Raw genomic sequence first — 14211 nt, 5'->3', positions numbered from 1 at the left:
TCCGCCGAAGCCCCTGCGGCCGAATGCGGGCGGCCCGTGAGGCTGAGCCGCGGGCCCAAGCGGCCCGTGAGCGCCGAGTCGATGGAAATTGGGAACGAGAGCGCGAGACAACTGCTGCGACAGCCGGAGGGCTCGCCTGTCCGTGCGGCCTCTTGTGACGTTTTGGGAAACTGACGGTGACGGGCGCTAGGTGCGAGATAGGGTGAGGTTCACAGCCAGCAACGCCGTCTGCGCAGACGGCGGGAGCGGGGAGGGCACAGAGATGACCGAGACAACGGAACCGACTCGGACCGCTGAGCCCCGGATCATCTCCGACGCTCTCGAAGTCATCGACAGCGCGCTGGGCGACTTTTTCAGCCGCGAGCTCCTCTCCTCGGTCGAGGTCACCGATGTGCTCCTCGACGTGCGGACGCTGCTGCGCCGCGGCGACGACGCTGCCGATCTGGCAGCGGGCACTAAGGCCGATCAGGACGTCGCCCGGGCCTGAGCGGCAGTCACAGCAGATTGCCCCGCAAGCCGGCCCCGTACCTGATTTATTTTGCGGGCGCCGACGCCCGCTCAGCGCCGCATGAGCCGGGCGGCAACGCGCCCGATGATCTCGCCGATAACCGCTCCAGCAATGACGTCGCTCGCATGGTGCAGGCGCACATGGATGCGTGAGGTGGACACGATGACGGCTGCCAGCCGGTAGAGCAGACCGAGACGGGACCGCTGCGACAGCACGACCGAAGCGCAGAACGCAGCCGACGCATGCCCTGAAGGGAAGCTGGAGCTGATGGGCTGGCGCAACCGGTGTCGAGTCGGGTTGTCAGCCGCGGTGGCAGGCCTGCTGCGGGCGAAGAGCCGCTTGATGCCTTGGTTGACGACCAGCGATTCGAGCGCCATGAGTGCGCTGAACCGAAACGCATCGGAGGCTTCCCGACGCGGCCCCAAAGCGCGAATGGCGCCCAGCACATGCCACAGCTGGCTGAACTCCCCGATATCGGAGGCGCCGTACATGACGCGGTCGACCAGCTTGCGACCCCGCAAGCCCTCCCACCACCGGTCTACAGCATTGTCGAAGCGGGCGATCTGCCGTGCCGCTGAGCTGAGGACATCGGGCGGCGCCCCGTTGCCCGGCGCATCGAGCGCTTGCCCGTTCACCACCGCATCATGGTCGAACGGCGTGGCCGCGTCCGGCCCCGACGGCGCCGACATCACCCCGGTCCTGGAAGGGTGATCGGCGCAGCAGTGGTGGTCGGCAGGAGCGGCGGGAGAATGGGGTCGGTGGCAGGCGCAATGGTGAGCGCCGGACCTGCGCTCGGATCGGGTGGCGGCGGGATCAGCAGGATCTGGCCGACGAAGATCTTGGTGGGGTCGGCAATGTTGTTCACCCGCACGAGATCGTTCAGGTGAATGCCGTGATCGTCGGCGATCTTGATCAGAAATTCGCCCGGCTTCACGGTGTACTCCGTCAGTACTGGCGGCTCAGTGGTGGTCGACGGCACCACTGGTGCGGGAACGGTCGTGGCCGCGCTTTCGGTGCGGGATTCGCCCGGCAGCAGGGAGCACCCAGGTGCCAAGGCGACCGCGGCAAGCGCGATCGCCGCCGTCATGACACCCCAGCGCCTCGAGCAGTAGAAGTCACCGGCCGCTGTCACTGCGAACTGTTTGCGCCGACCACAGTCGCCGGAATGACGAGCTGCTCTCCAATGAGGATCACCGTGTCTACTTTGCCGTTCTCTTCCATGATCGCCTGCACGGATACGCCGTATTGGTTGGCGATCTTGCCGAGCGTGTCGTTCTCCTGAACCGTGTAGAACCGAGGCTCAGGAAGGGGCGGGGCCATGGTCGTCGTCGTGAGCGGCGGGTGCAGTGTCGTCAGTACGGGGAGCGTCGTCGGGATCGGTTCGGCGTCTGGCTCGGAGCCGCAGGCTCCCCCGAGCGTCGCTGCTGCCATCAGCAACGCTGCGATCCTTGCGGCGAACGCGGGGGTGGATGACTTGGGGACGCACGCAGCACTCGCCGCAGTACGCACTCGAGGCATGGCTCAACGGGCCTGAACGGCCGCAGTATTTAGCTGCCGGGGCCAGTTGTCGGGGCTGAGCCTGTTGGCCGTATCTGCCGACAGGAAAGGCTGCGGCTCGTCGGGGGTCACGGTGAGCAGTTCGGCACCGTCGTCGGTGACCACCACGGTGTGCTCGAACTGCGCGGTTCGACTGCGGTCGGCGGTCATTGCGGTCCAGCCGTCAGGCCAGAGCTGAGCACGAGGTGTGCCCGCCGTGATCATCGGCTCCACCGTGAAGGTCATGCCCTTCACCAGCTCGGTACGCGCAGCGGGGTCGAAGTAGTGCGGGATGTTTGGCAGCCGGTGGAAGATCTGCCCGATGCCATGGCCGACGAACTCGCGCACGACGCCGTAACCCTCCGCTTCGGCCCGAGCCTGGATAGCACGGCCGATGTCGCACACCTGAGCTCCCGGCCGGACCGCCGCGATGCCGTGATACATCGACTCGCGGGTGACTGCGACGAGCCGCCGGGAGGTCTCGTCCACATCGCCCACCAGGAATGTCTCGGAGTGGTCACCGTGCACGCCGCCGACGTAGATCGTCACATCGCAATTCACGATGTCGCCGTCGCGCAGCTGCCGGTCGTCTGGGATGCCGTGGCAGATGATCTCGTTGGCCGAGGTGCACAGCGATTTCGGGAATCCGTTGTAGTTGAGCGGGCTCGGGTAGCCGCCCTCGGCGATGCACGTCTCGTGGCAGACCTCGTCGAGATGATCGCTGGTCACGCCCGGTGCGATTTCCGCTGCCACAGCACTCAGCACTCGCCGCGCGGCTGAACCCGCCAGCCGCATCGCCTCGATGGTGGTGCTGTCCGACGGCGCCACGCCGCTCGGGGCCGTGCCGGACTTGCCGCTGATCGCGTAGGGCGGCAATGCAATATGCGGGGGAACAGCTCGGCGGGGCGAGATCATGCCAGCGACCACCGGCTCGAAGCCAGGAGGCCTCATGCGCGCTGCTGGCACCCGACGCTTGCGCCTGCCCATTGTGGTCACGCTACCCGTGGGTCACAGGCGCCCCGTCGTCGAGCGTTGAGAGCCGCGGATCCTGCCTCCGCTCCAGCGGGTGCGATCAGTCGCCGAGTTCGCCGAGCACCTCATCATTGTGCTCGCCGAGCTTGGGAGCACGGCGGTAGATGCCGGGCGGTGTGGCGCTCATGCGGATGGGCGGCGCGATCTGCACAATCGGCCGGCCCACCGGCTGCTCCACCGCCACCAGCATGTCGCGGGCCGCAACATGGGGATCGGTGAACAGGTCGCGGGGGTGATTCACCGGGCCGCACGGCACTTTGCCGCCGACTGCCTCGAGCACCTCGGCGTTGGTGTGCGATGCAGCCCATTCTGTGATGGCGCTGATGATCATGTCACGGTGATGAAACCTCGCACGAAGCGTCCGGGTCTCGTCTGCAGTGGCCCACTCCGGCCGACCGATGGCAACTGCCAGCTCTCGCCAGTGGTTGTCGGTGGGCGCACCGATGGCAACTGCCCCATCGGACGTATCAAAGATGTCGAACGGCACGATGTACTGGTTCTTGTTGCCGCTGGGCGGGGTGTCGGGCTGGCCCATCACGCTGTAGCGGGTGACCCCGACTTCGCTCAAGGCCATCACAGCGTCGACCATCGACACGTCCACGAATTGGCCCTCGCCCGTTCGCTGCGCGTGAAACAGCGCCGCCAGCACGCCCATGGCGCCGATCGTGCCCGGGTAGGTGTCGCCGATGTAGGGGCCGACGACGTGACGGTCGGCAGGGCCGCTCCCAGTGGCCGAGACCATGCCGGACATGGCCTGGGCGACCACGTCGTAGGCGGGCCAGTCCACGTAGGGGCTCTCGCCCGAACGCGGGTCGCCGAAGCCGCGGATGGCGCCATAGACGAGCCTCGGGTTGCGCTCATGGAGCACCTCCCAGCCCACTCCGAGCGCGTCCATGACCCCTGCGCGCATGTTCTCGACGAGTGCGTCCGCAGTTTCGACGAGCTGCAGGAATTGCTCACGCTGGTCGTCGTCGGTGAGATCGAGTTTGATGCCCCGCTTGTTGCGGTTGTAGTTGGCGAACCCGGCGCCGAAGTTGCGCTCGGTGTCCTCCCGAGTGAACGGCGCCATCTTGCGGGCCAGCTCGCCCCGCGGCGGCTCAACCTTGATGACATCAGCGCCCAAGTCGGCCAGCATCATCGTCGACCACGGCCCCGCCAACGCATGGGTGCAGTCGATGATGCGAACGCCTTGCAGCGGCCCCGAGTTCTGGGCGGCCATCGGGGCTACACGCTCGTGTGCGGTCAGGTGCGCCTCATCGGGCGGATCCAGCATTGCCATGTCGTCGTCTCTCTGATTCGGCGCTGAGCTCAGGCGAAGTTCGGACGGCGCTTCTCGACGATGGCGGCGTGACCCTCCCGCACATCAGCACCGGTGAAGCCCAGCATCTCCAAGGCAGCAGAGGTGTCGAAGATCGGCCCTGCCATCCGCATCCAGTTGTTGAGGCTGTACTTCGTCCAGCGGATCGCACTCTGGCTGCCCTTGGCGAGCTTGCGAGCGACGGCGAAGGCCTCATCGATCACGGCGTCATCATCGACCACCTTGCTGACCAGACCCATGTCGTCGGCCTCGGCACCGGTGATCGTGTCGCAGGTGAGCAGGTAGTACTTCGATTTCGCCATGCCGCACAGGATCGGCCACACGATCGCGGCATGGTCGCCGGCGGCGACGCCGAGCTTGGTGTGCCCGTCCACGATGCGTGCGTTTCGTCCAGCGATGGAGATGTCCGCCATGAGTGCGGCCGCCAATCCGGCCCCGACCGCCACACCTTCGATCGCCGACACGATGATCTTGGAGCAGTTGATCATGTTGTAGACGATGTCGCGGGCCTCGCGAAGGGCCCGCTGGCGCGTCTCGAAGTCGTCCATGATCTCTTGGATCATGTCCAGGTCGCCGCCGGCGGAAAACGTGCCGTTGGCCCCCCGGATCACCGCTACCCGGGTGTCAGGATCGTCGTCGACCGCCCGCCACACATCAGCGAGCGCCAAGTGCTTCGGCGCGTCGACCGAGTTCAGCCGGCCCGGCGTGTCGATCACGATCTCGAGCACGCCGTCGTCGTCAGGACCCGTGATCGCAAGCGCGGAGAATGGGGCGTAGCGGTCGTTCATGGCGCTTGAAGCTAGTTCTTTGGGGCGGCAGTCGCCCGGGTCTGCGACCAGTTGTGAAGCGGCCCCGTAGCAGTGATGCGCTGCGTTAGTTGCGTGGGGTGGCAGCCGCCCGGGCCTGCGGGTCCGCTGCACTGAGCAACCGGTATGCCGATTCGATCTCGCCGGCGGGCGCAAAGATCCGTTCCCACGGGTGCAGCAGCCGGTCCCGTCCGTAGCGCGGAATCACGTGGACATGGAAGTGAAACTGCGTCTGGTCCGCGGCCGCACCATTGTTGTTGAGCAGGTTCACTCCTGCGGGCTGCAGCCGATCGCGCACCAGGCCAGCCACCCGCCGCGCTGCTTGCATCACGTGTGCCGCATCGTCGTCAGTGAGGTCCCAGACGTCGGTCACATGCCGGCGCGGAATGACGAGGCTGTGACCAACAGTCATCGGCAAGCGGTCCATGAAGGCCACGGCGTGCTCATCTTCATAGAAGCGCAATGCTGCAATATCGCCTGCGACGATCGAACAGAACGTGCAGCCCGGCATCCGGTCCGCAGCCGGCGCGTCATCGTCAGAAGGGTTCAGCACGAGTCGAGAAACCGGGGCTTAGTGGTACCGGAGCTCGACGTGGTCGACGACGTGATCGTGGCCTTTCGCGAGCACGAGGTCGGCTCGAGCCCGTGTCGGAAGGATGTTCTCCTGCAGGTTCACAAGGTTGATCGAGCGCCAGATCGTACGAGCGACGGCGTCCGCAGCGGACGCGGGAAGATCGGCGAACTGGGCGAAGTAGGCGGACTGCTCCCGGAACACCGTCTTGCGCAGCTGCTGGAAGCGTTCGACGTACCACCTTTCGAGGTCTTTGGCCTCGGCGTCGACATAAATGGTGAAGTCGAAGAAATCCGACACGAACGGCGTGCTCGACGGAGGCCCGGTCTGCAGCACGTTCAGTCCCTCGACGATGAGGATGTCCGGCTGGTTGATGAGCTGGACTTCGTCGGTCACGTCGTACAGGCTGTGCGAGTAGACGGGCGCAGCGACATCGGGCTCGCCGCTCGAAATCCGTTGGAGGAAATCGCGCAAGTCGCCGCGTCGGTACGACTCCGGGAATCCCTTGCGTCCGAGAATGCCGCGCGCGGTGAGCTCGGCGTTCGGCAACAGGAATCCGTCCGTCGTGACCAAGTCCACCTCGGGATGATCAGGCCAGGACGCGAGCACGGCTCGCAGGATGCGTGCCGTCGTGCTCTTGCCTGCGGAGACGCTCCCGCCGATGCCGATCAGATAGGGCCGCGGCGGCAGCACCCTGCCGAAGAAGCCCTCGGTGGTGGCCCGCAGCTGGCGTTTAGCTGCGACACGCAGGTTCAACAGGCGTGAGAGCGGCAGGTAGATGTCGCGCACCATGTCGAGCGTCACTGGCTCGACGAGGCCCGCCAGCGTCTCGAGTTCGGCTTCTGTCAATGACAGCGGTGTGGCGTCTCGCAGCTTCGCCCACTGCTCGCGGGTGAACCTGCAATGCCGGTCATCGATGCCCAGATCGAGCGTTCTGTCGAACGTCATGGGGTCCGTCACCCGCCTAGCTTGGCGAACGCATGGCCTCGACCGCAACTGGTCCCGACCCTGGGTCGTATGCACCCCGTGCTGTCGTGATGCCCCGGTGCCAACGACGGGGCGTCGCGAGGGCCGCTCGCGGGTAGTCCTCGAACATCCAGCGTGCAAACTGCCGGCGTGTCCAACCGGACCAGTCGACCGCTGCGAGCGAGAGCTCGGCCAGACGTTCGTGGGCCAGGACGCGGCTGAGGCCTCGCGCCAGCCGGTGGTCCAGGGTGAACTCGGCCCGGGCCTCGCGTACATAGCGAGCAGTCACGCTGTGAGGCGGGCCGCCACGCGCGATCGCGGCCGCTGCCATGCGTCCCATCTGCAGGGCCTGGCCGATTCCTTCGCCGGTCAGCGGGTCGGCGGCCGCCGCCGCATCGCCGCACAGCAGCGTGCGCCCGCGCGCGAGTTCCAATTCCTCCAACCGCGCCGGTATCGGCCAGGCGCGAGTTGATCCGTCGGGTACGTGGTGCCCGAGCACGCCGGCGATGTGAGGGCGCTCGGTAAGGCTCGCCCAGACAGCTGCGATCCCGCTTCCCGACAGAGTGCCCGTGTCGTGGGGACCGCCGTCGCTGGAGCGTCGGGGCACGCCGAAGCCGACATTGACGTGCCCGTCGCCCAGCGGGAACGACCAAGCGTATCCCGGCAGCAGGTCAGGCTCGAACCACACCCACATGTCGCGAGCTGCAGCGCCGTGGGCCCGGAGGTAGCCGCGGAATGCATGCCAGTCGCCCCGGTAGCGATGGGGACCGATGCCGAGCGCCTTGCGAACAGTGGAATAGACACCGTCGGCGGCCACGACGAATCTGGCACGCACCACGCTGCCGTCGCTGAGCCGGACCCCGGCCGTGCTCGCTGACGCTCCCGGATCATCGAAGCCTTCGAAGGCGACGCCAAGGCGAACGTCGGCCTGAGCACGCACCGCAAGGTCGACAAGACCTGCATCGAGTTCGGCTCGCCGGCAGACGCTTGCGAACTGCCCGCATCCCATCGGCAGCGGCAGGCGCATGACACGCCCGCGAGGCGTGCGAACCCACGCAGCGGCCACACCCATCCACGAGCTCATCTGTTCGGGCAGCAGGCCCAGCGAGTCGAGCTCGCGCAGCGCGAGCGCAGTGAGGCCGTCGCCGCAGCACTTGTCACGCCCTGACGCCGCGCGGTCCACGAGCATGACCTCGAGCCCTGCACGCCGGGCCCACACGGCGGTGGATGCGCCTGCGGGTCCGGCGCCCACGATCAGGACATCAACGCCAGTCATCGACTCAGGACGCGCCCGGTTCGACGGTCTCGGTGACTTCGTCGGCATCGTCGGGCTGTTCGGGCTGTTCGGGCTCGTCCTCGGATTCTGCTGGGTCGCCCTCGCCGTCCTGGTCGGGCTCGCTCTCAGATTCTGTGGGCTCGCCCTCGTCGCCCTCGTCGGGCCCGCCCTCGCCCTCGCCGTCGCCGTCGTCGCCGGTCTCGTCGCCGGGGACCAACGTGGCGAGGTCGACGCCGAGGCAGGGATCATCCGGATAGCGCGGCAGTTCTGATTCGCGTTCGCCGGGCTGTTCAACGCATTCGAGCGGTGGGCATTCCACGACCGACCCGTCTGCGCGCTCGCTGCCGTCGTCGACCAAGTCTTGTTCAGCCTCTTCGGCGGCGCCTCCTGCGTCCTCGGCCGCCTCGCCGTCGGGCGCAGACCCGTTGCTTCGCGAGTCCGAGGTCGCCAGCAGGGGATCCACGCACTGTCTCGGCACCGAACGCGTGCCGTCGCAGTCCCGCCCCTCCTCGGGGCGGTACCGAGCATGGAACGTGTCTGTGTCCGCGGTGCCGTCGGAGAACACTCGTGTTCGCTCCGTGCGGACTCGTCGACAGAATTCCCGCATTTCCTCTTCGGGCTCACCGATGGTGACCTCGACGTTGCGGGTGGAGTACAGCTCGACGGTGATGGAAGTGTCGGTGTATGTCGGCCAGATGAGCAAGCCGTATGGCGTCGGATTGGCGAACCTGAGATCGGGCTTGGGATAGGAGATAGTGGGGTCGAGCCCGAACGGGTAGCGGCTGAGGTACAGCGAGTGCGTCTGGTACTCCTCGATAGTCATTCCCGCCCGGATCAGGGCATTGAAGATTGTGGTGGCGAATTGCGACACCCCGCCGCCGATGTCGTCGACGACCACGCCCTTCTCGATGAAGCCGCCTTCCACGAAGCCCTTCGCCTCAGTCCGTCTGCCGACGTGCCCGTTCAGCGAGAGGCTCTGGCCGGACTCGACGATTGCGCCCCGCATGAGGTCGGCGAAGCGTTGGATGTTCTCGACGCGGCCCTGGCAGCACGCGTGCTTTGTCGTGAACGTGGCGACGAGCTCGACGATGCCCAGCGATTCCAGATACGCCTGCTCCTCCCGGCTTACTGCAGGGCGCGACGGCAGCGCGAGCGGGCCTTCGACGCGCGCCAGCAGTGCTTCGGAGATCAACGCGCCCACATCGTCGGCGCAGCATGTGACGCTGCCGTCGCTCGCCACCACCGTCGGCACACCACTGAAGACGGCCATGGCGGCAGTGGTGAGAGGCGCCGAGGCTGCGGCAAACACCTCGTCGAGGTACGGCCCGATCTGCGCGTCGTCGAACTTGATCAGGGGAGGTGTCGCGTTCGCGTCGAGGTGGAGCCAGCCGGCGATTGTCTCGATGGTGAGTTCGTGGGTCGCATCCCCGTACGCGACGATGAGGCTGCGCCCATAGTTCTGGTGCGCCGTATTGACGGCCTCCTGCATTTCCGGCGTGTAGGCCAGCGGCTCGCTCTCGGTCAGCTCTGCGGCGATCTCGATACGCGTGAAGGAGCGCGCGATGCCAGCAAGCACCTGGTCCACGATGGCATCTGCGTCGACAACTTGACCGGGACCGCCGAGATCGACAGCGAGCGTGCCATTGACGACGACAACGGATGGGGGAGTCGCGGTCACGCCGAGGTCGGTGGCGTTGGCCAGCGTGGCGTGGGCCCTCGACCGGTCGACGCGGTAGCGGCGTTCGGTGAACTGAGGGTCAGTGGACCACGCAACCCACGACTCTTCGGCTCCGTCGGCGACTTCGGTGCCGCCTGTCCGCAGTTCCCGCACTGCGTTGTAGGTGGCGTCGCCTTCCAGCGCAATGCCAAGGTCGGCAACCGTGATCTGCACCTCGCCGGTATCGGTGCGCACCACCACAGGCGTGCTCGCCAGTTCAGTTGCGAGTGCGGCAATTCGCAGATGGACCGTGTCGGGGCTGACCTCGGTCGGCGCTCCGGGCGCCGCCGTGGGAACGACGGCCGCGGCGCTCGTCGTTGTGGGTGCGGCAGATGTTGGGGGCGCCGTCTCGGGAGGAGCATCTGCGGGGTCTCGCAGCGCCAGTACGGCCGTTCCAAGGATCGACGCAACCAGGATTGCGGCCGCAGTGATGATCGACCAGCGAGGGGCCCACGTCGGCCAGTGCACGAGGGTTGATCGTACGGGTCACTCGCGGCCTGCGGGCGGCGCGGCAGGCGTGCGATACTCCGGGCCGTCGGCACCGCCTTGCAGGCTGCGCGAGGGTGCCGCTTCGTTCCGGCAGCGGTATCAAGGGAAAGGACTCACCACACCATGAGCAAGCTGTGCGAAGGTCGGATTGTCATCGTGACCGGAGGTGCCCGGGGCATCGGGCGTGAACACTGCCTGATGCTGGCCGAGCACGGGGCGAAGGTGGTCTGCAACGATTTGGGCGGTGCCCGCGACGGCACCGGCGCCGACCTGGGTCCCGCCGATGAAGTCGTCAGCGAGATCCAGGCGCTAGGCGGCGAAGCGGTTGCCAACGGCGACGACGTCTCGGACTGGGAGGGCGCCCAGCGGCTGGTGAATCAGGCCATCGAGACCTTCGGCGATCTGCACGGTGTTGTGAACAACGCCGGCATCCTGCGTGACCGGATGCTCGTGAACATGACCGAAGCCGAGTGGGATGCGGTGATCAAGGTTCACCTCAAGGGCACGTTTGCGCCCGCTCGCTGGGCCAGCTCGTACTGGCGGGAGAAGGCGAAGGCAGGCGAGCAGGTCAACGCGTCGATCGTGAACACGACCTCGGTCTCGGGCATCTACGGCAATCCGGGACAGACCAACTACGGCGCAGCCAAGATGGGCATTGCAGCCTTCACGATCATCGCTGCGCGTGAATTGGCGCGCTATGGCGTTCGGGTCAACGCAGTTGCACCTGGTGCACTCACGCGCATGACCGAGGACTTGGGCATGGGCGAGGCCTCCGAGGAAGACCAAGCCATGATGCACCCGCGGTACATCGCACCGATCGTGACGTGGCTGTGCTCAGCGGAGGCGGCCGGCGTCTCGGGTCGAGTCTTCGAGGCCTCCGGCCGGATGCTGGCGATCGCCGAAGGATGGGAGCGGGGCCCGACCATCGATGCCATCGACGACCCGACCAAGATCGGCGACGCGGCCCGGCAGCTGGTGCGCGACGCTCGGCTCAACAGCGGCATGAACGGCGCACCCGCCGATGGCGGGGTGGCGGACTGAGCCACTTGGTTCCGCTGGCGCAACAGCCTGAGAGGGCGCGCGGATAGGTGAACCTTCCGGTCGTCACACCAGCTGGTTCTCCGCTCTTGTTCGCTGTCGCTCACGGGCCGCTCGGGCCACGGCTTCGCTTATCAGCTCAGCCTCTGAGAAACTGACGTCAATATCTCTGGAAAGGACATCGAAAATGGGACTCAATCCGGATGCGGTCGGTGCCACGGGCACGCCGACGAAGCGGTCGTGGACATTCCGCGACTCGTTGCTGTATGCCGTCGGCATCGGTGCCGGCGCGGAGGATCCCTTCGGATCCGAGCTGGAGTTCACCACCCATAACTCCAAGGACATCACCCACCAGGCGTTCCCGACCCAGGGCGTCGTCATCGGATTTGGCGCCGGCGGCGCCATGGCCAACGCCGGTGATCTGGACTGGGGCAAGCTGCTTCACGGCAGTCAGGGGATCACCGTCCATAAGCCGATTCCCACCGAGGGTTCCGTCGAGATCACCGACCGCATCGCTGGAATGTGGGACAAGGGTGAGGGCCGGAACGCCATCATTGACACCGAGGCATCAGCAGTCGATCCGGACAGCGGCGATGTCATCTTCGAGCTGCGCAGCTCGGTCGTGATCCGCGGTTCAGGCGGATTCGGCGGCGAGGCGGGCAGCACGACTCCGCTGGTGAGCGCGCCCGACCGCGATCCTGACTACGAGATCTCGTACCGGACCCGTTCCGATCAAGCGCTCACGTACCGGCTCAGCGGCGACTACAACCCGTTGCACAGCGATCCGTGGTTCGCCACCGAGCTCGCAGGCTTCCCCAAGCCGATTCTGCACGGTCTGTGCACCTATGGCTTCACCGGCCGGGCGCTGCTGCACACCTTGTGCGAGGGTGATCCATCGCGATTCCGGTCGATGGATTCGCGTTTCTCCGCACCGGTGTTTCCTGGCGACGAGCTGACCATCGGGGTGTGGGACGACGGCGAAGGCCGCGCGATCTACCGCACGGTCGCCCAGAAGGGCACCGACGAACAGCGCGTCGTCATTGACAACGGTTTGTGCACCTACGCCTGAGAACAGATGCCCAAGCTGTGGAGGCGGCGGGAGACTCTGCGACGTTGCGACCGGCCGGATCGCGGGAGCAGAGGGTTCCGCCGCCTCCACAGCGGGCGCGCGTATCGGCGTGACCGCTCAGAACAGCTTCAGAGCGTCGCTGGTGATGCCGCGTAGCTCGTCGTAGTCGAGCACGACGCAGCGGATGCCCCGATCGGCCGCAAGAACCCGCGCTTGGGGCTTGATCTCCTGTGCAGCGAAGACGCCGTTGACAGGCGCCAAGCGAGCATCCCGGTTCAGGTATTCGAGATAGCGGCACAGCTGCTCGACCCCGTCGATCTCGCCGCGCCGCTTGATCTCCACCGCCAGCGTCGCGCCGTCGCGGTCCCGGCACAGCAGGTCCACCGGACCGATGCCGGTCGGGTACTCGCGCCGTACCAGCATCGCGCCCTCGGCCAGCGTCTCGGGATGGGCGGCCACCAGTTCCTGCAGGTGGGCTTCCACCCCGTCGCGCTCGAGGCCGGGATCGATGCCCATGTCATGCGCAGTGTCGCTGAGCACCTCGGCGAGACGGATCTCGAGACGCTCCCCCTTGTCGTTCGTAACGCGCCACATTTCGGGCTCGCACACGAGCCGGTTGGGCGCGTTCATCCAGTTCAGCGGCTTGTATGCGCCCCCGTCGGCATGGATGGCCACGCAGCCGTCGGCTTTCACCATGATCAACCGAACTGCTTCAGGCAGGTGCGCGTCGAGCCGGCCCGAGTAGTCGACGGTGCAGCGAGCGATGACCAGCCGCACTATCTATGCGGCCGCGGTCAGCTCGTAGACCGACGTGAGCTTGGGCTCGCCCCCATCGCGGCCTTCAGCGTCGAGCACACGCGCCCGACCGGTCTCGGTGAGATGCAGCATGTGCGCGTAGACCGAGCTCGCAGCGGGATACCACAGCCGCTTGTCGTAGGCCTCGTACATCTTCGGCACGAAGTCCGCGATGCGGCACGGCCCCGCCCGGAGGTGCTCGATGATCTGGCGCTCGCGTTCGCTGCGGTGGGCGATGAACGAGCGCACGTATGCCGTCGGCTCAGTGATGGGCGGGCCATGAGTCGGCCAGTAGCGCTCGTGGTCGAACTCCAGCAGCTTCGCCAGCGAATCGAGATAGTCCTGCATCGAGCCGTCCGGCGGTCCGACGACGCTCGTCGCCCAGCCCATCACGTGGTCGCCCGAGAAGAGTGCATTCTCCTGCGCCAGCTCGTAGCAGAGGTGGTTCGAGCAGTGGCCGGGGGTGTGCACTGCGCGCAGCGTCCAGTCGCCACCGGCGACGATGTCGCCGTCGACCAGCGCGACATCGGGGACGAATTCGGTGTCGGCGCCTTCCCGTTTCAGCTCCTCGGGCAGCTCGTCGAATTCGGCCTGATACTTCTCCTGTTCTTCGGCGCTGATGTAGCCGGAGAAGTCGACGCGATCGTCAGGATCGAGTTTCCAGGCGCTGGCATGGGGCCCGTAGCCGTAGCTCAGTGCGCCCGTTGCCGCGACGAGATCGCCCGTCAGGGGCGAGTGATCGCTGTGGGTGTGCGTCACCAGGGCGGCGCTCACCGTTTCGCCCGGCTCGAGCGCCGCGAGGACATCGTCGAGGTGGCTCGCGAGCGGCGGGCCGGCGTCGATCACCGCTACCTCGCCGCGCCCGACGATGTAGGTACCGGTGCCTCGATAGGTGAACGGCGTCGGGTTCTTGCAGATGACCCGACGGATCATCGGTGACACCTGGTCAGCGACGCCATAGTCGAACTCGCCCAGATCCCGGTAGTGCTCAATGGTCACCGGCATCAGCCGCCTCCCCGTTGGTCGCAACGCGTGCGTGACGGTCTAGCATCACATCACGGCCTGGTCGGGTAGCCGCCATGAGGGGGAG

Annotated in this window: 15 protein-coding genes; 3 read left to right on the top strand and 12 right to left on the bottom strand. The window is 66.6% G+C overall.

Features of this window, described 5'->3' with window-relative positions:
* Positions 1-262: 262 nt before the first annotated feature.
* A complete protein-coding gene (locus tag ACOGJB_RS05770; RefSeq protein ID WP_419839859.1) occupies positions 263-487 on the top strand; it encodes a hypothetical protein in 225 nt (74 codons plus the stop codon).
* A gap of 71 nt (positions 488-558) precedes the next feature.
* Here the strand turns inward: ACOGJB_RS05770 and ACOGJB_RS05765 are convergent, their stop codons facing one another.
* The 10 genes from ACOGJB_RS05765 to ACOGJB_RS05720 all read right to left on the bottom strand — a co-directional run bounded on the left by ACOGJB_RS05765 (position 559) and on the right by ACOGJB_RS05720 (position 10198).
* Positions 559-1197 (bottom strand): phosphatase PAP2 family protein, encoded by a 639-nt coding sequence (locus ACOGJB_RS05765; protein WP_419839858.1) that lies wholly within the window; start codon positions 1195-1197, stop codon positions 559-561.
* Positions 1197-1640, bottom strand: a complete 444-nt coding sequence (locus ACOGJB_RS05760) for a LysM peptidoglycan-binding domain-containing protein (protein WP_419839857.1) — start codon at positions 1638-1640, stop codon at positions 1197-1199. The genes ACOGJB_RS05765 and ACOGJB_RS05760 overlap by 1 nt, the downstream gene beginning before the upstream one ends.
* On the bottom strand, positions 1637-1939 hold the full coding sequence (locus ACOGJB_RS05755) for a LysM peptidoglycan-binding domain-containing protein (RefSeq protein ID WP_419839856.1): 303 nt from the start codon (positions 1937-1939) through the stop codon (positions 1637-1639). The genes ACOGJB_RS05760 and ACOGJB_RS05755 overlap by 4 nt, the downstream gene beginning before the upstream one ends.
* A 90-nt stretch (positions 1940-2029) precedes the next feature.
* Entirely contained in the window at positions 2030-2995 is a 966-nt protein-coding gene (gene map / locus ACOGJB_RS05750; protein ID WP_419839855.1) for a type I methionyl aminopeptidase, read from the bottom strand.
* A 121-nt stretch (positions 2996-3116) separates the two neighbouring features.
* Positions 3117-4355 carry a CaiB/BaiF CoA transferase family protein gene (locus tag ACOGJB_RS05745; RefSeq protein WP_419839854.1) on the bottom strand — a complete coding sequence of 413 codons (1239 nt, stop codon included), beginning with the start codon at positions 4353-4355 and terminating at the stop codon, positions 3117-3119.
* Between the two features lie 29 nt (positions 4356-4384).
* Positions 4385-5182, bottom strand: a complete 798-nt coding sequence (locus ACOGJB_RS05740; RefSeq protein WP_419839853.1) for an enoyl-CoA hydratase/isomerase family protein — start codon at positions 5180-5182, stop codon at positions 4385-4387.
* Between the two features lie 85 nt (positions 5183-5267).
* Entirely contained in the window at positions 5268-5753 is a 486-nt protein-coding gene (locus ACOGJB_RS05735) for an HIT family protein (protein WP_419839852.1), read from the bottom strand.
* Positions 5754-5771: 18 nt separating this feature from the next.
* Entirely contained in the window at positions 5772-6719 is a 948-nt protein-coding gene (gene coaA / locus ACOGJB_RS05730) for a type I pantothenate kinase (protein ID WP_419839851.1), read from the bottom strand.
* A 16-nt stretch (positions 6720-6735) separates the two neighbouring features.
* Positions 6736-8013 carry a geranylgeranyl reductase family protein gene (locus ACOGJB_RS05725; protein WP_419839850.1) on the bottom strand — a complete coding sequence of 426 codons (1278 nt, stop codon included), beginning with the start codon at positions 8011-8013 and terminating at the stop codon, positions 6736-6738.
* Between the two features lie 4 nt (positions 8014-8017).
* Complete coding sequence (locus ACOGJB_RS05720) at positions 8018-10198, bottom strand: VanW family protein (RefSeq protein ID WP_419839849.1); 2181 nt, start codon at positions 10196-10198, stop codon at positions 8018-8020.
* Between the two features lie 144 nt (positions 10199-10342).
* On the opposite strand from ACOGJB_RS05720, the gene ACOGJB_RS05715 reads away from it, so the two are divergent.
* Positions 10343-11260 carry an SDR family oxidoreductase gene (locus ACOGJB_RS05715; protein WP_419839848.1) on the top strand — a complete coding sequence of 306 codons (918 nt, stop codon included), beginning with the start codon at positions 10343-10345 and terminating at the stop codon, positions 11258-11260.
* A gap of 184 nt (positions 11261-11444) precedes the next feature.
* On the top strand, positions 11445-12326 hold the full coding sequence (locus ACOGJB_RS05710; protein WP_419839847.1) for a MaoC/PaaZ C-terminal domain-containing protein: 882 nt from the start codon (positions 11445-11447) through the stop codon (positions 12324-12326).
* Between the two features lie 117 nt (positions 12327-12443).
* Here the strand turns inward: ACOGJB_RS05710 and nucS are convergent, their stop codons facing one another.
* Complete coding sequence (gene nucS, locus ACOGJB_RS05705) at positions 12444-13103, bottom strand: endonuclease NucS (RefSeq protein ID WP_419839846.1); 660 nt, start codon at positions 13101-13103, stop codon at positions 12444-12446.
* A gap of 3 nt (positions 13104-13106) precedes the next feature.
* A complete protein-coding gene (locus tag ACOGJB_RS05700; RefSeq protein ID WP_419839845.1) occupies positions 13107-14126 on the bottom strand; it encodes an MBL fold metallo-hydrolase in 1020 nt (339 codons plus the stop codon).
* Positions 14127-14211: the final 85 nt, after the last annotated feature.

This window comes from Candidatus Poriferisodalis sp. (assembly GCF_965208895.1).
Lineage (GTDB): Bacteria > Actinomycetota > Acidimicrobiia > Acidimicrobiales > Poriferisodalaceae > Poriferisodalis.
Note: the sequence above shows the minus strand (reverse complement) of the source record. Positions and strands in the feature narration are given on the sequence as shown.

Bases quoted from the DNA above. Each gene is read 5' to 3' on its own strand.
- ACOGJB_RS05770 (WP_419839859.1), top strand. From the start codon at position 263: ATGACCGAGACAACGGAACCGACTCGGACCGCTGAGCCCCGGATCATC.
- ACOGJB_RS05700 (WP_419839845.1), bottom strand. From the start codon at position 14,126: ATGCCGGTGACCATTGAGCACTACCGGGATCTGGGCGAGTTCGACTAT.
- ACOGJB_RS05755 (WP_419839856.1), bottom strand. From the start codon at position 1,939: ATGGCAGCAGCGACGCTCGGGGGAGCCTGCGGCTCCGAGCCAGACGCC.
- ACOGJB_RS05715 (WP_419839848.1), top strand. From the start codon at position 10,343: ATGAGCAAGCTGTGCGAAGGTCGGATTGTCATCGTGACCGGAGGTGCC.
- ACOGJB_RS05740 (WP_419839853.1), bottom strand. From the start codon at position 5,182: ATGAACGACCGCTACGCCCCATTCTCCGCGCTTGCGATCACGGGTCCT.
- coaA (WP_419839851.1), bottom strand. From the start codon at position 6,719: ATGACGTTCGACAGAACGCTCGATCTGGGCATCGATGACCGGCATTGC.
- ACOGJB_RS05725 (WP_419839850.1), bottom strand. From the start codon at position 8,013: ATGACTGGCGTTGATGTCCTGATCGTGGGCGCCGGACCCGCAGGCGCA.
- ACOGJB_RS05710 (WP_419839847.1), top strand. From the start codon at position 11,445: ATGGGACTCAATCCGGATGCGGTCGGTGCCACGGGCACGCCGACGAAG.
- ACOGJB_RS05765 (WP_419839858.1), bottom strand. From the start codon at position 1,197: ATGTCGGCGCCGTCGGGGCCGGACGCGGCCACGCCGTTCGACCATGAT.
- map (WP_419839855.1), bottom strand. From the start codon at position 2,995: ATGAGGCCTCCTGGCTTCGAGCCGGTGGTCGCTGGCATGATCTCGCCC.
- ACOGJB_RS05745 (WP_419839854.1), bottom strand. From the start codon at position 4,355: ATGGCAATGCTGGATCCGCCCGATGAGGCGCACCTGACCGCACACGAG.